The sequence below is a fragment of the Pseudomonas sp. Pseusp9 genome (genome assembly GCF_059491265.1).
The window spans coordinates 4,032,169-4,050,736 of sequence record NZ_CP168500.1; the positions used below are offsets into that span (position 1 = coordinate 4,032,169).

19 protein-coding genes and 1 pseudogene are annotated in these 18,568 nt (G+C 58.2%); 10 read left to right on the forward strand and 10 right to left on the reverse strand.

Annotation, left to right across the window (positions count from 1 at the left end; genetic code table 11):
• Positions 1–8: 8 nt before the first annotated feature.
• From ACEN8E_RS18065 to ACEN8E_RS18080, 4 genes are all read left to right on the forward strand, one after another.
• Complete coding sequence (locus ACEN8E_RS18065; protein ID WP_495589279.1) at positions 9–359, forward strand: BON domain-containing protein; 351 nt, start codon at positions 9–11, stop codon at positions 357–359.
• 318 nt (positions 360–677) lie between these two features.
• Positions 678–869, forward strand: a complete 192-nt coding sequence (locus tag ACEN8E_RS18070) for a hypothetical protein (RefSeq protein WP_495589280.1) — start codon at positions 678–680, stop codon at positions 867–869.
• 237 nt (positions 870–1,106) lie between these two features.
• Positions 1,107–1,553: a hypothetical protein gene (locus ACEN8E_RS18075; protein ID WP_495589281.1), complete on the forward strand. Its 447-nt coding sequence runs from the start codon at positions 1,107–1,109 to the stop codon at positions 1,551–1,553.
• Positions 1,554–1,668: 115 nt separating this feature from the next.
• On the forward strand, positions 1,669–2,067 hold the full coding sequence (locus ACEN8E_RS18080) for a hypothetical protein (protein ID WP_495589282.1): 399 nt from the start codon (positions 1,669–1,671) through the stop codon (positions 2,065–2,067).
• Between the two features lie 323 nt (positions 2,068–2,390).
• On the opposite strand, the gene ACEN8E_RS18085 is transcribed toward ACEN8E_RS18080, so the two are convergent.
• Positions 2,391–3,197, reverse strand: coding sequence for an NYN domain-containing protein (locus ACEN8E_RS18085; protein ID WP_495589283.1), 807 nt, complete (start codon positions 3,195–3,197; stop codon positions 2,391–2,393).
• Positions 3,198–3,341: 144 nt separating this feature from the next.
• Entirely contained in the window at positions 3,342–4,286 is a 945-nt protein-coding gene (locus ACEN8E_RS18090) for a DMT family transporter (RefSeq protein WP_495589284.1), read from the reverse strand.
• Positions 4,287–4,376: 90 nt separating this feature from the next.
• On the opposite strand from ACEN8E_RS18090, the gene ACEN8E_RS18095 reads away from it, so the two are divergent.
• Positions 4,377–5,312: a LysR substrate-binding domain-containing protein gene (locus tag ACEN8E_RS18095; protein ID WP_495589285.1), complete on the forward strand. Its 936-nt coding sequence runs from the start codon at positions 4,377–4,379 to the stop codon at positions 5,310–5,312.
• A gap of 227 nt (positions 5,313–5,539) precedes the next feature.
• Here ACEN8E_RS18095 and ACEN8E_RS18100 read toward each other — a convergent pair whose 3' ends face one another.
• Positions 5,540–6,484 carry a LysR substrate-binding domain-containing protein gene (locus ACEN8E_RS18100; RefSeq protein WP_495589286.1) on the reverse strand — a complete coding sequence of 315 codons (945 nt, stop codon included), beginning with the start codon at positions 6,482–6,484 and terminating at the stop codon, positions 5,540–5,542.
• A 181-nt stretch (positions 6,485–6,665) separates the two neighbouring features.
• On the opposite strand from ACEN8E_RS18100, the gene ACEN8E_RS18105 reads away from it, so the two are divergent.
• The 3 genes from ACEN8E_RS18105 (at position 6,666) to ACEN8E_RS18115 (ending at position 10,207) form a co-directional block, all read left to right on the forward strand.
• Positions 6,666–7,895 carry a CaiB/BaiF CoA transferase family protein gene (locus tag ACEN8E_RS18105; protein ID WP_495589287.1) on the forward strand — a complete coding sequence of 410 codons (1,230 nt, stop codon included), beginning with the start codon at positions 6,666–6,668 and terminating at the stop codon, positions 7,893–7,895.
• Complete coding sequence (scpB, locus tag ACEN8E_RS18110; protein ID WP_495589288.1) at positions 7,892–8,686, forward strand: methylmalonyl-CoA decarboxylase; 795 nt, start codon at positions 7,892–7,894, stop codon at positions 8,684–8,686. Before ACEN8E_RS18105 ends, scpB begins: the two co-directional genes overlap by 4 nt.
• Before the next feature lie 168 nt (positions 8,687–8,854).
• Complete coding sequence (locus ACEN8E_RS18115) at positions 8,855–10,207, forward strand: SLC13 family permease (protein WP_495589289.1); 1,353 nt, start codon at positions 8,855–8,857, stop codon at positions 10,205–10,207.
• Positions 10,208–10,364: 157 nt separating this feature from the next.
• On the opposite strand, the gene ACEN8E_RS18120 is transcribed toward ACEN8E_RS18115, so the two are convergent.
• The 3 genes from ACEN8E_RS18120 to ACEN8E_RS18130 form a co-directional block, all read right to left on the reverse strand.
• Positions 10,365–11,708 carry a TadE/TadG family type IV pilus assembly protein gene (locus ACEN8E_RS18120; RefSeq protein WP_495589290.1) on the reverse strand — a complete coding sequence of 448 codons (1,344 nt, stop codon included), beginning with the start codon at positions 11,706–11,708 and terminating at the stop codon, positions 10,365–10,367.
• A 382-nt stretch (positions 11,709–12,090) separates the two neighbouring features.
• On the reverse strand, positions 12,091–12,597 hold the full coding sequence (msrA, locus tag ACEN8E_RS18125) for a peptide-methionine (S)-S-oxide reductase MsrA (RefSeq protein ID WP_108215682.1): 507 nt from the start codon (positions 12,595–12,597) through the stop codon (positions 12,091–12,093).
• Positions 12,598–12,865: 268 nt separating this feature from the next.
• Positions 12,866–13,327, reverse strand: a complete 462-nt coding sequence (locus ACEN8E_RS18130) for an HvfA family oxazolone/thioamide-modified RiPP metallophore (RefSeq protein WP_495589291.1) — start codon at positions 13,325–13,327, stop codon at positions 12,866–12,868.
• A gap of 584 nt (positions 13,328–13,911) precedes the next feature.
• Between ACEN8E_RS18130 and ACEN8E_RS18135 the strand changes: the two genes are divergently transcribed.
• The gene (locus ACEN8E_RS18135) at positions 13,912–14,265 is read left to right on the forward strand and encodes a DUF6124 family protein (RefSeq protein ID WP_495589292.1); all 354 of its coding nucleotides are present in this window, start codon (positions 13,912–13,914) and stop codon (positions 14,263–14,265) included.
• Between the two features lie 132 nt (positions 14,266–14,397).
• Here ACEN8E_RS18135 and ACEN8E_RS18140 read toward each other — a convergent pair whose 3' ends face one another.
• Entirely contained in the window at positions 14,398–15,414 is a 1,017-nt protein-coding gene (locus tag ACEN8E_RS18140) for a M14 family metallopeptidase (RefSeq protein WP_495589293.1), read from the reverse strand.
• A 171-nt stretch (positions 15,415–15,585) separates the two neighbouring features.
• Here ACEN8E_RS18140 and ACEN8E_RS18145 point away from each other — a divergent pair.
• Positions 15,586–16,071 (forward strand): annotated as a pseudogene (locus ACEN8E_RS18145) (TetR family transcriptional regulator C-terminal domain-containing protein); the annotation flags it as partial.
• Here the strand turns inward: ACEN8E_RS18145 and ACEN8E_RS18150 are convergent.
• Genes ACEN8E_RS18150 through ACEN8E_RS18160 form a run of 3 tightly spaced genes read right to left on the reverse strand, consistent with a single transcriptional unit; the run spans position 16,027 to position 18,461 of the window.
• Positions 16,027–17,031, reverse strand: coding sequence for a DMT family transporter (locus ACEN8E_RS18150; protein ID WP_495589294.1), 1,005 nt, complete (start codon positions 17,029–17,031; stop codon positions 16,027–16,029). The pseudogene ACEN8E_RS18145 and the gene ACEN8E_RS18150 overlap by 45 nt on opposite strands.
• Positions 17,031–17,729, reverse strand: a complete 699-nt coding sequence (locus ACEN8E_RS18155; protein WP_413704511.1) for an ABC transporter permease — start codon at positions 17,727–17,729, stop codon at positions 17,031–17,033. The genes ACEN8E_RS18150 and ACEN8E_RS18155 overlap by 1 nt, the downstream gene beginning before the upstream one ends.
• Before the next feature lie 18 nt (positions 17,730–17,747).
• Entirely contained in the window at positions 17,748–18,461 is a 714-nt protein-coding gene (locus tag ACEN8E_RS18160) for an ABC transporter permease (protein ID WP_347911931.1), read from the reverse strand.
• Between the last annotated feature and the right edge of the window lie 107 nt (positions 18,462–18,568).

Consider the following 18,568-nt stretch of genomic DNA (forward strand, 5'->3'; position numbering starts at 1 on the left):
GTTCAGCCATGAAAATCCACTCCTTCCAGCATTACTCTCATGGCCTGGAAATGGCCGTTCACGATGCATGGATTACCGCCAAGGTGAAGTCGGCCCTGGCTTTTTCCGATCCGACCCTGAGCCTGCATATCAATGTCAAAACCCATGCGGGCAAAGTGGGGTTGAGCGGCCGCGTCAACACCCATAGACAGTGTGACCAGGTCATTGATCTGGCCCGTTCGGTTCAGGGTGTCGCCGAAGTCGATGCCAGCGAATTGCAGACCCACGTGTTCACGCCAGGGAGTTTTCCAGAGGCGCCCAACGCCGAAGAGAACACTGAGCGCCGGCCACAATCGTCAACAAAGATGGACGACAAATGATAATGGCAACGGTGTAGGCGCCGCGCTCCCGGTCGGGAACCGAGGGCTGAGGGAAGCTGAAAACCTGTGTGCGCCAGAGTGAATCGCCCATGGTTTCGTGGACATTTGCGACTGGCTGCTTATGGCCGATAGCTGCCTGTCGTAAGGGCTGAAAACGGCCAAACTCAGTCCGTCAATTTTGGAAGCTTCAGACGGGGGGAATTGGTGATGTGGATACAGAACTGGAGGACGACTATTCTGACCTCCACAACAATTGGAAGCGGAGAAATCGATGATCAAGGATCGAGATAGCAAAGAAAACCAGAGCCTGAATGAAAAATGAAGGTAGGCGAAGCGTTGGTGGAACAGGCGGTACAGGCGGTGCAGGCGGTGCGCCGATACCATGAAGCGCAAGAGACTCGACCCGCGGACGAATTAGAGAAACTGCGTCTCGAAGCGGAAGCGTTGTTCGCTGCTGTTAACGAGTATCAGCGTAAAGCGCTCGGCGAGTCTGCACCTCAGTTTCATTGACCCCCCCAAAGAGAGGCAGCGGCAGCAATCTACCCAGGCTGTGTGAAAACGCCAGCGATTGTCTAACCTTCTAATCGTCAAGATCGTGCTGAGGACGATCATGAAGCGATTCAATGAAGGTGAGGCTCGGACGCAAATCACATTGCTGCCGGAATACTATGCACTACACTCGTCCAAGGGGAGTAGTGCGTAACTTGAGTTTTTTTAGTTAGACCCATACAGAGTCGAGCCAAAAAAATGAAGATAAAAATCAAACTCGCAACGCCGATAAAAATCATCCTTGTAGCGTTAGTTTTTAATGCGCACGCTGCTGACATAAATAAATCCCAAGCTTACGATGACGCGCAGCAACTTGGTTTTTGTGCAGGTATGCTTGAATTTTATAGCCGGGTTCAGGTCGCCCAAGGGCAACCGGCAAATGCAGAAGATTTGCATCAAAAAGCTAACGGATGGAGAATTGCTACCATGGGAGCACTTGTTGAAGCCGGCTGGAAAAGTGAAAATATCGTATCAACTGCCGACTCCATTTATAATGGGGCGCTGGCACATTGGAATGCTGCAGTAGAGCGCAACGATCCAAATATTGGCAAAGAACTTAGTGACGCAACAGCCAACTGCAAAAAAATAAATGAGAAACAAGAGTTGTATCGAAAGTCTTTCAAGCTAAAGATGCAATCAAAATAAACATACACATTACTCTAACTAGCGATTCAGGTTGCTCGCTTCGCTCACTGGGAAGCCAATAAGCAACCGACTTACAAGTCGCTTTTTTAAATAAATATAATTAATTGGATAATTCATGAAAACTTATGCTTTATGTTTTATGGTTGTTTTGTTGGTTTCTGGCTGCACTGTCGCCGTAAACAGTTCCGACATGGCAAATGCACGCTACCCTCAAAAACCATCAGCACAAGAGATTGACTCTATGATTCGAGGGTATCTGGTTGGTGTGCTTAAGGATCCAGACTCTTTGAAGCTGGAGTGTACAGCGACTAGAAAAGGATGGGCGCGACAGTTCAGGGATAGAGCACCTCAATTTGGCTGGGTGACTCCATGTATGGTTAATGCAAAGAATAGTTTTGGAGGCTATACCGGCAATAAATCATACGTATTCCTGTACACAAACGAGGGATTGACTGCCCTTGACGGATCGAAATTTAGAACTTTTGAAGAGCATGTTGGGTATCTGGAAGAGTAATTTCTGACGGCGCAAGGTATATGCATATCAAGTCATTAAAAGTGGCAGCACTATGCCTTAAGCAAGCCATGTCAGCCCTATAACCATGGATTTACTGGTCGTGAAGGGCTGCTTTTGGCTGTGGACTCAACCGGTCGCACCGGCAGCTATTGGCCGAATTCTGCCGCTGCTGACCGGCAGCTTTGGGTTGCGCCGCCGTCAGCTGATCCAGGCAAAACACAGTGACCGTTGCCTAATCCATCCAAAGAGGCTTCATAAAAGCGTTCGTTGCACTGAGATTTGTGGCTTTGTGCAGTGGCCATCCAAACGCAGACGGCCATGAACTACTTGCCATGGGTAGACAGCTCTGGCTGACCCTCTTTGGTGGCAATCCCGACCATCCAATGGCCGCCAGGCTCCATCACCGCCGTCAGCAAGTCGTAGGTTTTGATCATGTCGACCAATCCGGAGTGCCCGTACACACTAGGTGAAAAAGCTGGATCGGTGCGTTTCAGGTAGGCGCCCAGTAAGCCTGCTGTGACTTTACCGTCAGTTGCACCACTGGCCAGCAACGACACCGCCTCAACAACAAACTTGGGCCTGCGCTTAACCACATGAGTTGCAGACTCCTCCTTGCTCGAACCCGTTTTAGGGGAGCAATCTGATTGAGTGATTATGGCAGTGGCTGCCATTTGCTCTACAACGGGGGCAGGACGGTTCCACTCGAAAAACTGATCACTGGCATTTCGCAAGGCATCAGGCGTCTTAGCTTCACCGACAATGCATACAGATGCTCCACGCTCGCGAAGTTTGCGGCACAGGTAGGCGAAGTCAGAGTCGCTGGTAACCAGGCAGAACATGTCGGCTCTGTGGTCAAAAAGGGCTTCCAGTGCATCGAGCGCAAGGGCGATATCGGACGTGTTTTTGCCGGAGGCGTACTGGTATTGAAGGCAGGGAGTGAAGGCCAGGCGGACCAGAGCTTCCTGCCATTTATTGGCCAGCGTGGCATGGTTGCCATAACCGCGCCGCAGAACGATCCGACCGAACTGCGCGACAACCCGAAGAGCGTGCTCCAAAACGTCGGGTGAAACATTGTCGCAATCTACGAGCACGGCAACGCGCGCATCTCCAGAGGCAGGGTGAGTGGCCATCTTCAACATCCTTGAAAGGTCGGTGTTCTTTGTCGCTACCCGACACCCTACGATATGTTGGGAAGTTGAACCACAGGCAAACCTTACCCGCCATGAAATTAAACTGAGTGGTGATCAGCACCGGCAGAAAACGACCATCAGCGGCTACGATTCAGCATGTTTTACCGGTGCCATTCGGTGACGCTTCGCCGCCCACACGACCCCACCCACCAACAACACGATCGACGCCAACTCCATCAAGCCAGGCACCCGCTGGCTGAACAGAAAACCGTATACACAGGCAAACAGCGTTTCGAACACGATCATCTGGCCACTCAACGAGGTGGCCAGTCGACGCGAGCAGGCATTCCACAGCCCATTGGCAATCCACGAGCCACAAAGTGCCAGGAACAGGCAGACCCACAGCAAAGCTGTCCAGCGGCTGTTTTCAACCTGAGCGGGTACCAGGTTCGGGAACAGGATCAAGGCAGCGATGCCGAACACGACTGCCACGACGCCCGTCACGATCCCCAACAACGTCGACCATTCGCTGCTGTTGAAATGGCTTTGCTTGAGATAACGGGCGTTATGGGTGGCGTACCAGGACCAACAGACCACACCGCTGAACCCGCAGGCAAGGCCCAGCAACTGGGAAGACAGCGTGGTACCCGCTGCCCGCGCGCCTGAGTGTTCGAGACTGACCGATACGATGCCCAGGAATATCAGAAGCAGGGGCAGCTTGAGCTTTGTCACGGGCAGGGATCCGGCATCACCACGCCCCAGGAAGGTAATGGCAACCGGCATCATGCCGTTGATAAGGGCGGCGGCAGTCACCCCGCTCAGTTGTACGGACGCGCCCAGCAACGCGTAATTCAGAATGTTCCCGGTGAATGAAAGCCGTAGCAGCATCAAGGCATCACGGCGCGTCAACTGCGAGATCAGACGGGACGCAATGGGCAACGCCACAAGCAGCGAGATCAATCCGTACATCGCAAACCGCACACTGCTGATCAGTACGGCATTGAATTCCGGCAGCAATGAAGGGGCGATGATCACCCCTCCCCAAATGGCACCCGCCAACATCGCAAATACAATCCCACTGTTCATCATCTCGGCTCTGACAGGCTGTTTAGCGGCATTCTAGCCATGGTATATAAGCGCCACCTGCGATAAAAAGTTGGCCACCCATTCCCATGCGGAATGTCGCATCGCAATCGCCCGCCCAGGAGAACACTCATTAACCGCTACCTGCGTACCTTGCCCCCATTGGAAACCCTGATCACGTTCGAGGCGGTGGGACGGCACTCCAGTTTCACAGGTGCCGCAAGCGAACTGTTCCTGACCCAGAGCGCCGTGAGCAAACAGATGCGCCAGCTTGAGGACTGCATGGGCGTCCCGCTCTTCGAGCGCAAACCAAGGGGTGTCAAGTTGACCAGCGCAGGCGATGAGCTGCTGATGACGGTCAACGTGCTCCTCACCACGATGTACCAAAGCGTCACGCGAATTCGCAATGTCCATCAGTCCAACGCCGTCTCGGTGCTGGCGACCCATGCCCTGGCCCAGTTCTGGCTGTTCCCGAAGCTGATCGAATTCAACAAGGCCTATCCCGATATCGCCGTGCACGTTCACGCGATCAACGAGTTCGATGAGGCCAGCCTCAATGATTTCGACGTAGGCATTCTTTATGGTTCAGGCGAATGGCCCTCGCTGGACAGCGATTTCCTGCTGCCGGAAATCGTCTATGCCGTGGCTCATCCGTCACTGAATGTCTCGGGGATCAAGACACTGGAACAATTGGCGCAGGCCAACCTGGTGCAGATCGACACTTGCGCCTGGCAGTGCCTGGACTGGCATCAATGGTTCGGCCACTTTGCCATCGACTACGTTGCGCGGGACAAAGCCCCGGTCTTCAACCAGCTGACATTGGCCTATCGGGCCGTTCAGCAAGGCATGGGCATCGGCCTGGCCTGGACGTTCATGGCTGACGAAGCGCTGGCCAAGGGCGAATTGCAGCGGGTCACGCCTTTCGAATGCGTGACGGGCAATGGCGAATTCCTGGTGTCGCTCAAGCATCGCAAGCGTTCTGCCGCTGCCGAGATTTTCCGCCAGTGGCTACTGGGATCAATGGGCGACTGAATAGCCCCCTGCGGGTGCACCGATCGGGCAATCGAGACCGAACTCAAGTCACGAAACTGCCCTCGTGCAGAGGTTTCCACGGCGGCTTGCTTGAGCGGCTGTTGCACAGGCGCGTCCGGGCGCAGTGATGTCGCAATCAACACCAGCCCCGCCACTCGGTGAGGGAGCTGTTGTAATGGCCGATTTCTACCTGCCACCAAGGGCAGCAACCGACCCAAGGCAGCCCGTCAGTAGTCTTGGAGGTTCTTTCCTTTGACCCGTTCATCTGCCCACCCGGGCTGCCGCTCGAATGCCTCGAACAGCTCGAAAATGGTCGATTTCACCTTCTGCACGGCATTGCTCTCTACAACCGTGTCGTGCCAGCACAGCGAAAGATCCCGCTTGAACAGTCGATGATCGATCCTGGCCAGCTTGAGCCTGTGTTGCACAAGCTCAACATTGGCCGCGGCCCACGGCAGGATCGTGACACCGAGCTGCGCCTTGACGGCTGAAAACAACAGGTCGGTGGAATTGGCTTCGAATTCGACCTCGCATTTCAGGCCAGCCTCCTGCAGTGCAAATTCGACCCGACTGCGAATGGTGTTCGGAGCACAGGGCAGCACCAGCGGCATCTTCGCCAATGCCTCAATCGACACCGGTTCATCCGATAATGGAAATTCCGGCCACGCCACCAAGTACAGCGTTTCGGTCAACAGCCGCCGGAAAGCCATGCCCCGGGTTTCGACCACATCGACATTCACCGCCAGTGCCACTCGCCCTACCGTGATCAGACGTCCGAGTTCGGCGCTCGGAGCATCGATCAATTCCAGCTTGATACCCGGATAACGGCTGCGAATCGTGCGCGCGAGCGGAATTGCCAGCATGCGCGCCGTACTCGACGGCATGCCGACCGAGACTTTGCCTCGCGGGAATTCGGCGTCCTGGCGCAGCAGTTCGTGGGTACCGTCGGCCTGGCGCAGCAGTTCGATGGCGTGCCGATAAAGCGTTTGCCCAGCCGCCGTGGGAACAACGCCATGCACGCTGCGCTCGAGCAGTTGCATGCCCATGTCCTGTTCCAGATTGCGCATCTGCTGGCTGATGGCCGGCTGCGCGATATGCAGCGTTTCACTGGCGCGGGTGATGTTGCCGCACTCGACCACTTTGATGAAATACCGCAACTGGCGCAGGTCCATGTGTACCCTCTCAAGCCATATGATTATCCGATGGTTTGAGAGGAATATCATATTTGAAGGATATGAGATACGGCGCCTAGACTCGTCTCACAACACGAAGCGCTGACGGTCGCCAAAGGCGAACAGCGCTTCAAAGGCCTTGGCGCAATGGCCCGTATTCAACCCTTCAATGGAGAATCCCATGCAAGCTTTGCAAGGCGTGAAAATCGTCGACCTGAGTCGCGCACTGTCGGGGCCGTTCTGCACCATGGTGCTGGCAGACCTCGGTGCCGATGTGATCAAGATCGAGTCCGGCCCGACTGGCGATATGAGCCGCACCTGGGGGCCCTTCGACCGGGGCGTGAGCACCTACTATTTATCGTGTAATCGCAACAAGCGCGGCATGTGCATTGATTTGCGCACTCCCGAAGGGTTGACCACCCTCCAGCAGCTGATCGATGACGCCGACGTCGTCATCGAAAACTTCAAACCTGGCACGCTGCAAAGCATGGGCCTCGGTTATGAGGTGCTCAGCGCCCGCAATCCGCGACTGGTAATGGGCAGCATCAACGCCTTTGGCGCCGACGGGCCGATGAGCAGTTGGCCGGGCTTCGACCAGATCGCCCAAGGCTACTCGGGGCTGATGAGCCTGACCGGTTTCGTCGATGGCGACCCGACACGCACCGGCACCGCCATCGGCGATTTGACTTCGGGCATGTGGTTGGTGACAGCGGTGCTGGCCGCGCTGCTCGAGCGCGAGCGCACCGGGCGCGGCCAACATGTCAGCACGTCGCTGCTGGCCAGTCTGGTCGGGTTGCTGAGTGTGCACGGCCAACGCTACCTCAGCCTGGGGGAAGTGCCGCGTCGCACCGGCAACGCCCATTCGGTGATTGCACCTTACGGCGTGTTCCAGACAAAGGATGGCCCGCTCAACCTGGCGCCGATCACTTCAGCCATGTGGGGGCGTTTGTGCGTACTGCTCGATTTGCCCGGGCTGCCGGACGATTCGCGCTTCGCCACCAATGAAGCGAGGGTCGAACGTCGTGACGAATTGAGAGAGATTCTGGAAAGTCGTTTGAAAACCCGCAGCAAACGCGAGTGGACCGCGATGTTCGTCGACGCAGGATTACCCGCCGGCCCGATCAACACACTCGATGAGGTCTTCGACGACCCGCAAGTGCTGCACAGCCAACTGACCGAGACACTCACGCACCCGACACTTGGTGCACTGCGTCAGGTAGTGACCCCGGTGTTCTGCGCCACTGACAGCGTTGTCAGCCGCCCACCGCCACTGCTTGGCGAACACACCGTCGAAGTGTTGCGCGAAGCAGGTTTCGACGCTGCATCAATCAACGCACTGCTCGCCGCTAAAGTAGTGTTCCAGAACTCCGATCACATGACCGGCGCGCAATCGACAGGAGTCGCACAATGAATCCAGCCTCTTCCACAACCGTGACCGTCAACCGGGTCGATGAACGCATCGCGCGACTGGTCTTCAGCAACCCCACACACCGCAATGCACTCAGCGCGCAACTGCTGACGGCGCTCGACGAAAGTCTCATCGCCCTGGCGTCACAACGCATTCAGGTGGTGATCCTCGGCAGCGAAGTCGGCCAATCCGTGTGGAGTGCCGGCCACGATATCCGCGAACTGCAACACGACCGCGACCCGATTGCCTATGGCAAACCGCTCGAACAGGTATTGCGGCGCATCCGCGCCTATCCCGGCGTGGTGATTGCCCTGGTATCCGGCTCGGTGTGGGGCGGCGCGGTGGATCTGGTAATGAGCTGCGACATGGTTGTCGCGGACCGCAGCGCAAGCTTTGCCATGACGCCGGTGAACATTGGATTGCCGTACACCACCAGTGGATTGCTGCGCTTCTTCAACAATTTGCCGATTCATGTGTTGAAGGAGATGTTTTTCACTGCACAAAAGCTCGATGCGCAGCGGGCGGAACGGTTTGGTCTGGTCAACCGCCTGGTCGACTCTGATGTGCTGGAAGCGACCGCGCTGGAACTGGCATACGGCATCGCCAGCAAAGCGCCGCTAGCCGTTGCGGCGGTCAAGGAACAGCTGCGTATCCTCGAAGACCTGCAACCGATTCCGGTGCAGGCGATGGAGCAGATTGCCGAACTGCGCCGACAAGCCTGCGAAAGTGCCGACTTTGGCGAAGGACTGGCAGCCTTTGCCGAGCGCCGGCCAGCAGCATTTAATGGCAATTAGCACGACAGACTTGAAAGCTTCTGTGTTTGTACGACCGACTTCGCAGGCAGCCACGCTTCCTCGTTTCGGCACGCTCGGCCCGACGTGAGTCGATTGCTAATCATCCCGAAACAATAACAACAAGGACGGTACCTGCGGGACCGTCCGAATGCGGGGAGTCAGATAGAAATGAATAATGAAATTCTGTCGATTTTAGTGCTGGTGGTCATTTTCGGCATCGCCAGCGTGCTGCCCATCAACATGGGTGCACTGGCGTTCGCGGCGGCCTTTATCGTCGGTTCGGTGATAATGGACATGACTTCGGCGACCATCTTCGCCGGCTTTCCCAGTGACCTGTTCCTGACGTTGGTCGGTGTCACCTATTTGTTCGGCATCGCCCAGAACAACGGCACCATCGACTGGCTGATCGAACGGGCAGTGTTGATGGTGCGTGGTCATGTCGCCTGGATACCCTGGGTGATGTTCGTGGTGGCGGCGCTGCTCACCGGTTTCGGTGCGCTGAGTCCTGCGGTGGCAGCGATCCTCGCGCCTATTGCTCTGAACTTCGCCGTGCAATACCGCATCAACCCGGTGCTCATGGGACTGATGGTGATTCACGGCGCTCAAGGCGGCAGTTTCTCCCCTGTGAGTATTTTCGGTGGCATAACCAATCAGATCGTTGCGTCCTCCGGGCTGCCTTATGCACCGTTCACTCTGTTCATCGCCAGCCTGCTGTTCAACCTGGGGATTGCCATGGTGGTATTCGTGGCCTTCGGTGGTTTACGCAGCGCTCGCCTGTCATTGGTGGTGGTCCCGTCCGGTCGCGAGTTGCATGCTGCTGGTGCATCGTTGGCCATTCTTGGCCACGGCGGTACGCCGGCGTCCCCTGCGTATCATCGTACTGACCTGACGAGTGCCGGTGCGCCGCTACATACCCTCAGCGGCCTGGACAGGGCCAAGCTGTCGACGCTGGTCGGGCTGTTGGCCCTGGCGATCTCGGCATTAGTGTTCAAGTTTAATATCGGGTTGGTGGCCATGACGGTCGCGGTAGTCCTGGCCATGTTCGCGCCCAAGGCGCAGAAGGCGGCCATTGACAAGGTCAGTTGGTCGACTGTTCTGCTGATCACCGGGATCATCACTTACATCGGAGTGATGCAGACCATCGGTACCATCGACTATGTCGCCCATGGCATCTCCGGCCTGGGTGAACCGCTGCTGGTCGCTTTGCTGCTGTGCTTCACTGCCGCAATCATCTCGTCCTTCGCTTCGTCCACGGCGTTGCTGGGGGTGATCATTCCCCTGGCCGTGCCATTCTTGAGTCAGGGCCACATCAGTGCGGTCGGCGTGGTCGCGGCTATCGCCATTTCCACCACCATCGTCGACACCAGCCCGTTCTCCACCAATGGTGCGCTGGTGGTTGCCAATACACCCCCGCAGGAGCGAGAAAAAGTGTTGCGCAGCCTGCTGATCTACAGCGCGGTGGTTGCCCTGGTGGGACCTTGTGTTGCCTGGTTGACCCTGGTGGTGCCCGGGGTGCTCTGAGCCATCGGGTCAGGCCCTGATCAGCCGGATGGACTCAATTTTTCCGCCCCCCTCCCTGGATGATGGGTCAACATGAAAAGCCTGAGGCGCCTAGTGGGAGGGTGCAGACAGATGTCCATCTGCAGTTTGTGCGTGCACCGCCCCACAGATGGAACTCCTATGAGTCGGTGCTCGGCGTCGACATGCCGCTGATATAGGTCTTGTAGAGCTGAATGATTTGCGGACCCGCGTCCTGCGAAGGGTTGGGACCGGACACGTTATCGCCTTCACACTGTTTAACGAATTGACCGAAGATCTGCGATTCGTTGCCCTTTTGAGTCGCTGGCTGCAGCACGAAGAAGCAGCCGAAGCCGAGCACTGGTACCGAGTTCTGCCCACCATCGGTACCGCTACACTGACCAATGACGATCTTCAGCATGCGCCGTTCGAACGTACCGCCGGACTGGCAGCCGCTGCCAGTACCGGAGACACAGGCGGCAGAACTCTGCACCCAATCGTTGTAATCGAATAATGGGCCGGCTGTGGTAGACAGATCGCCGTTCGCAGAAGTGATCGGCTTACTCTGATACTCGATCTGGGGCGGTGATGCTTTATCGTTGTATTGCAGCGCTGGTGAGTTGGCGGTGATCACCAGATCCGAAGGGTAATTCTGGGAACTGAGGTTGCCTGAATACTCACCGAAGCGAGTATTCAGACCCTGAATGGAAGGCCCTACAGTGTTGCCCGGCTTGGTACTGGCTTGCGCGCCGACAATGTTGCACTGATTGATCCCCCCCGCCAGCCCATCTCTGACGACAGTGCCACCGGATCCAAAGTCGAGCAGTTGGAAGTTGCCGGGGCCGATCGAAGCACTATTGTTTGAAGCGGTTTTCAACAGCTGTAGATCACCGAAGCGGTAACCCCAGAACATGCCAGTGGCCGGGTCGTTTTGTGAGGTGTCGCCGCAGACCATCAGTGGCGCTAGATCACAAGGACTGGACGGGCTAGGCCCGGCGGTGGCAATGGCCGCCACAGCCTTGGCCGGGGCGGCGCCATTACCCGTTGCCTGCAACATGCCCCAGAAAAAACCGGCCAGAGCATAGTTAGGTACCGATACCCGCACAAACTTCGCATTCGGTGGGCCAGGGAAGGAGAAAGGCCCGTAGACGCTCGCGGCCAGCTCCACAGTGACGAAGCTGGCAATATTGCTGCCGATGGCGGTGCTCAACTCCTGGTTGCCCGTGGCATTGGCATTCAGTAGCAGGGTGTTGCGCGCAGCACTTTGCGTCAGAGTGGCCGCACCGACTGAACCGGATACCATCATGAGCTTCTTGGCTCCACTCAGCGCTGCCGCATCCACTGCATTTTGCAGGCGTGTCTTGTTCAACAACATATGACCGCCGTCCAGCACCAAAGCGCCCATCAGCAGCATGGCAGCCATGGTAATCATGACCAGCACTGCCACTGCCCCCCGTTGACGGCTTGGGGATGCGGTAAACGGTCGTTGGATACCGGGTTTCATTAGCTAGCCCTCAATTCTGCCAATTTTTGTTGATCTGTTTCCGTTGATCCACTCCAACTCCTGCGGCGACTGCGACTGCGACTCGGAGACGGTAACGCTAGCGGCCATGCCCAAAGAGGTCGCGTGGAGCAAGGCAGCACTGGCAGCACTGGCAGCTTTCAGTTTCTTGGAGTTCCTGGATCAGTGCTTGATGCACTACCTGTGGGAACCTTAGTCCGCATGAAATAGAACGGTTAGGACTATTTTGTCGAGTGCTGGGAGTTTATTGCAGGTAATACTTGGCCGTTTTCTGCCCGTCGTGTGAAACAGAAAACGACCCGATATAGATAGTCCGTCGCGAAAGGCAGCGAGCGGTCACCTCTGCATCTCCCGAACGCGACTGTCAGGCGCGCTTGGGAAGCTTCCAGTTCGGGCGGATGAAGTGGCATGTGTAGCCATTCGGTATGCGTTCGAGGTAGTCCTGGTGCTCCGGCTCCGCTTCCCAAAAAGGCCCCGCCGGTTCGATTTCGGTGACTACCCGGCCTGGCCACAGGTGTGAAGCATCGACATCGGCAGCGGTGTCCTCGGCGATGTCGCGTTGCTGTTCGCTGAGGTAGTAGATCGCTGAACGATAGCTGGGGCCAAGATCATTACCCTGGCGGTTGGGCGTGCTGGGGTCGTGTATCTGGAAGAAGAACTCGAGAATCTGCCGGTAGCTGATCACGGCAGGGTCGAACACGATCTCGATGGCTTCGGCGTGGTTGCCATGGTTGCGATAGGTGGCATTCGGCACATCGCCGCCGGTATAACCGACCCGCGTGTGCAGCACACCGGGATAGCGCCGCAGCAGATCCTGCATACCCCAGAAGCAGCCGCCGGCGAGAATGGCAGTTTCGGTTTGTCTGGTCATGGTCTGTCGTTCCTTTCGGGGACGTTGGGTATAGCCATTGTTATGAGGGCGTATTGGCCAATTCCAAGGTTTCGTGCAAACAGTACTGGAATGATCGCTTTTGGCTGTGGATTCAACCGGTCGTGCTCACAAAGCCTGTTGGTTAAATCCGATGCAACCGGTGGTCAAGTGCAGTGCAATTTCACGCCTGACGACCAAACCAGTACTGCCCACGCAAAAAATCCTTCCTGCGCGTCAACGCAGGAAGGTTTTTTTTGTTTGCGGCCGATCAGTCTTTGGCCTGGCTCAACTTGGTGTACAGCTCGGTCGGTACTTTCTTGCCGTTGGAGATGAACTGGTTGGAGCGGTAGTTGTACGTCTCAGCCTCGGACAGGAAGCCGTCGCCGTTGGTGTCTATCGCCTTGAATTCCTCGGTGCCATTGGGTGCCACCGCCAGCAGTTCCTTGAGCGACACGCGGCCGTCATGATCGGCGTCGGTGCGTGCAAAGGACGCATCGCCGCACTTGCCTTCACCGCACTTGCCCTCGGCCTGGGTCTTTTTCGCGCTGGCTTCGTTGGCACCGCACTTGCCTTCGCCACATTTGCCTTCGCTGGTCTTTTCCGCAGAGGCCAGTTGATAGCCTTGAGGCAAGGCTTCAGCGGAGAACGCGGTGGAAGCGAAGTTGATACCGCCGACCAGTGCAACAGCGAGCAGGCCAATACGGGTTTTGTTCGACTGGATACGAGACATGTTGATACTCCGGATCAATGGCGTGGCTGGACCACTATTGGTCGTACCACAAGGGTTGATGAAGCTCTGTGCGATCTGCGTTGGGCATCTCGCTTTGGCAGGTCTATTTGGCCCCCGTGGTGTATCCCGGCTGTATCCGTGAAGCGTGGGTTTTGTATGGCTGTATGCGGATGTCGTGCCCTGATACACAGCGATACACGAAAGCCGATACTCAGTTGGTCATGTCCGCAAGAGCGCGTGTTTAAAAAGGTTGTAGGGTATTTCCTGAAAGCCACAACACCTTGCGTCGTTGCCTACGGTTACGCCAGAATCCGCCGGCTTGTGCGCCCTGCCCCTGGTCTCTATCGTTTCCGCGTCGTTGCCCATTCAGCGACCAGGCTTGGAACCCTGATGAATAAACGGTGCATGGCGCCCTTCATAACAATGCTTGCATGCTTTGAGCGTGTACTCCGTTATGGCGGCTGTGCGTGGGAGACCTTCGGGTCTGCCGGGTTCCGTTTACCCCGGGTTCCAACCTGCGTGCAGCTGCCACCCTTCGCTTGGAACCGAATGGTGCAGCTTTAACTCGTAGACGGAGAGTTGCCATGTTCAAGGTCACCCCCAACCCGCCGGACACCGATCCGGTATCCCCGCACGAACCCGATGCAAAAATGCTCAACGAGGCCGTCGAATACGCGCTCGCCTTCCCTTCGACCGCTGACATCAAGGCAACACCGCGCACACCCGGCACCCTGTTTACCGTCGATCCCAGTGCCGATACCGAAACCCTGACGGTGTATCTGGTCGAAACCCTGGCCTCGATCGATGTGATGGTGCACCAGTTGGTCGATCATCTGGACGGAGGGTCACGCAATGCCCTGCTGGGAATTTCCAACAGCGTGATGCTGGCGGAGATCACGGCGAACCGGCTGCTGGACCAAATCAGCCCAGCCGAATAAACACGGTCAATCGTAGGCGCTGGCTTGCCAGCGATGGCACCGGCACATTCACCATCGCATCGCCAGCAAGCCGGCTCCTACAGGTCGTAATCACAACGCTCAATGGTGTGTTTGATGTTGGCTGGGCTATCGCTAGTTCGGGTCGAGCAACCCGCCACTCCAGTTGCGCGACACCCGGCTGCCGGTGAATTTCGCCACGCCCATGCCCTGGGGTATCAATCGGTCGCGATAGCGCGTCACCAGGCGCCCCGCTTGCTCGGCGTGCAGTACCACTTCGGAAGATGGGTCGCCCGGGGTTCTTAGAATCCGGGCAAAGCGCTGGCCTTCTTCGACGAAATCCCCCAGCTCTTTTTCGAAGATCAACACGCCCGGTTGCGGGGCGATGATGGTTTCCATGTGGCCCATTTCCACGGCCTCGACAGGCCAGTCGGCAGGCGCCACTGACTCATCGATGACGCCACAACCGCACAGCCAGTTGTACAGCCCTTGGGCATCGGACTCGGCGAAACGGTCGCTGACATCGCCCTGCCCGCGCAGCTCCAGGGTTGCCGCCATGCGGTGCGCGGTGACGCCTTCGCGCAGCCACGGGGCAATGATGGTTTCTTCGAAGGAGCCATCGCCGCCGTCATCCCAGATGATCGCCACGTCCATTTTCATCGCCGCCGCCAGTTCACGGCCACGGGGCCAGAAACTGCGGTGCACGTAGAGGTATGGCAAGGCTTCGTCATCGGTGTGCAGGTCGAGCATCACATCGGCCGGGGCGGCCAGTTGCACCAGTTTTTTCTGCCATTGCTGGACGCAGGTCGAAGGTCGCGCCATGGCCGCCGACTGGTCGAACGCGCGGTTGAAGTTATGCCCGGTGGCGTCATGGAAACGCCCGAGAATCCGCCCTTGGCGAAACTGCCCGATGCCCAGCGGATTGGCCTGCGGCACCACGGTGATGCTGCCTTTGAGCCGGCCTTGGGTTTCGGCGACCTGAAGCCGTTGCATCAGCAGGTGCAGGACCAGCATCCCGGCGATTTCATCGGCATGTACGCCGGCCTGAAGGTGCACGTTTGGCCCGCTGCCATCGCCTGCATAACGCCAGGCACCGACCTGCACGGCATCGCCATTGTTGTTGCGAACGCTGAATGAAAGATCCTGCGGCATGGGCTTTCCCTCCCGTCATGAACGTTGAAAAACGTTGTATCGCTACTGCCGAGGCTGGTGATTGAACAGACGTTCAACTAAGCTCGGCAACGTGGAACCTCATCCAAGGACAGCCTCGTGACAACCGATGCCCCGAAAAACCGCCGCGCCGAACCCGATGACCGCCGCGAAATGCTGGTGGCCGCCACCCTGCGCTGCCTGGGCCGCGACGGTCACGCCGGGATCTCCGTGCGCCGCATTGCCACCGAGGCCGGGGTGTCCGTAGGTTTGCTCAACCATCACTTCGGCAGCATCGAGGCCCTGATCGCGGAAACCTACCAGCGGCTCGCGAGCGAACTGACCACTGCCCTGCTGCTGGAAATCGAACAGGCCGAAACCCCCGCGCAAAAGATCGATGCCTTCCTGGTCGGCTCGTTCTCGCCCAGGGTCATGGACCCGAAACTGCTCGGCGTGTGGGTGGTGTTCTGGAGCCTGATCCGCCACTCCGATCACGTCAGCCAGTCCCACGAAAAAAGCTACCGCGCCTACCTGGATCTGATCCGCCAGTTGCTCGACGGGCTGGCGACCAGCGAAGGCTTCGTGATCCACGACACCCGCCTCGCGGCCATCGGCTTATCGGCGATGCTCGACGGTCTCTGGCTCGAGTGGTGCCTCAACCCCGAGACCTTCAGTGCCGCCAACGGACTGCATATCTGCCGTTGCTGGATAAAGGGGCTGCGTCACGGAGCATTCAGCACCGACGACGTCCTGTGACGAGTGCCGGCCGAAGATCATCGCCAGGGTGCCGCTGACGGCGATCAGCCCGGCACCGAACATCAGCGACGTATCCATCAGCGTGCCCCAGACCAGGCTCGACAGCGCAAACGCCCAGATCAGCCCGGTGTATTCGAACGGCGCGAGCAAGGTCGCGGTGGCACGGCGGAAACTGGCGAACAACAGGAACTGGCCGATGCCGCCCACCAGACCGGCGCCGAGCATGCCCAGCCAGGCGGGCGTCGGCGATGGCGTGTGGGTCCAGGGCAACGCGACCGTCATGCAAATCACGAACACCAGGTTGGTGATCAGCATCTGCTCCAGCACTGACGTCTGCTCGTCCACCTGACGCAACTGGATGTAGGTGAACGCCCAACACATCGCCGCCAGCAGGGTCAGGACGATCGGCAACGGGTCGGTCATGTTGTCGGGGCGACAGGCAATGACCACCCCGACAAAACCGACGATCAGGCTGAACCACTGCCAGCCGCTGGCGCGCTCCTTGAGGATCACCGCCGCCAGCACCGTGACCATGATCGGCGCGGAAAAATACAGGGTGGTCATCTCGGCCAGGGTCAGGTCCCTGGCCGCCGTGTAGTACAGCACCCAGGCGACAATCGAGAGCAAACCGCGCACCACCAGCAAGCGCCGGCTCGGCGAGCGCCAGGCCCGCTGGATAACGCGCAAACGCCCCGCCAGCAACACTGCCACGACCACCACGGCGGCGCGCCAGAACAGAATGGTGACCACCGAATAGTCGGCCACCAGCCACTTGATGGCCGCATCCTGCAGCGACAGGAATGCGTAACCCAACGTGCACAGGCCAATGCCCTGCAGCGAGCGGTCGACGTTCGACGAATTCATCAGGCCGACCTGCGCACGGGCGTTCCGCGCCGTTCGGCAAAGGCAAACAGCGCTTCGATCAGGAAGGTCAGGCAGACATAGACGCCGGCCACCAGCAACAAAGGTTCGTACACCTGCAGGGTTTGTGCGCGGACCACGTTGGCGGCGCCGAGCAGGTCGATCACCGCGATGGTCGAGGCCAGTGCCGTGGACTTGAGCAGCATCACGGTTTCCCCGGCCAGGGTCGGCAGCAGCAAGCGCATCGCCCGGGGCAGGCGCACCCGCAGCAAGGACTGGCGCGCGGTCATGCCAAACGCCGAGGCCGCTTCCATTTCGCCCTTCGGTACCGCCAGCAGGCCCCCGCGAATCACTTCGCCGACATAGGCACCGACCGACACCACCAGGGCGAACACGATGTACCAGTATCCGTCGCGCAGGTACGGCCAGAGGAAGCTGCCGCGAATCAGCGGGAACTGGGCAAACAGGCTGCCCAGGCCGTAGTAGAAAATGTAGATCTGGATCAGCAACGGTGTCCCGCGGGTCACGCTGGTGTAGAACAGGCTGACCTTGGCGATCACCTTGTTTTTCGAGATCCGCGCCAGCGCCACCAGGATCGCCAGGGCAAAACCCAACACACTGGAGACCAACAGGATCGCGAGGGTGGTTTGCAGCCCCCGGCCCAACAGTGCCGCGTATTCAACTATCCACGCTGGAATCATTTCATTCTCTCTGCCGGTTCAGTCAACAAGAGGCATCCAGCGACGAATGCGTCGCTCCAACCGTCCCGAAAGATAGTTCGACGCCAGCGTCACCGCGTAATACAACGCGGCAGCCGTGAGGTAGAACAACAGATAGTGGCGCGTCGACCCCGCGCCTTGCTTGGCGGTGTACAGCAACTCGTTGGTGCCAACCACGCTGATCAGCGCACTGTCCTTGATCAGGTTGATCCACAGGTTGGCCATCCCGGCCATGGCGTAAGGCGCCATGATCGGCAGCGTGACCCGCCGGAACAGCCCGAAACCGCTCAGGCCGAACGCCTTGGCCGCTTCGATCTGGCCGAAGGGAATCGCCTGGATCGCTGCGCGGAAAATCTCCGAGGCATAGGCGCCCTGCACCAGCCCCAGCACCACGATGGCCGCCAGCGGACCGCTGACATTCACCACGCCGTAGCCAAGTTCGGTCATCAGCGAATTGAGGAGCATGGAGCCGACGTAGTACAGCAACAGGATCAGCAGCAACTCCGGAACCGCCCGGAACAACGTGGTGTAGCCGCGCATCAGCGCCGCAATCGGCTTCGGCGCGCCAAGCTTGAGGCACGCCACCACCAGCCCGATGGCCAGCCCGAGCACAAAGGCCCCGGCGGAAATCTGCAGGGTCATCCAGAGCCCCTTCAACAGCGCACTGCCCCATCCCTGTTCGGTGAAATTGATCAGATCGAACATTGCCGGCATTTCAACCTCCAGTTAGCACACGCGATCCCTTGTGGGAGCGAGCCTGCTCGCGAAAGCGGTGGTTCAGTCAACAGGGATGTTGGCTGTCATGCCCTCTTCGCGAGCAG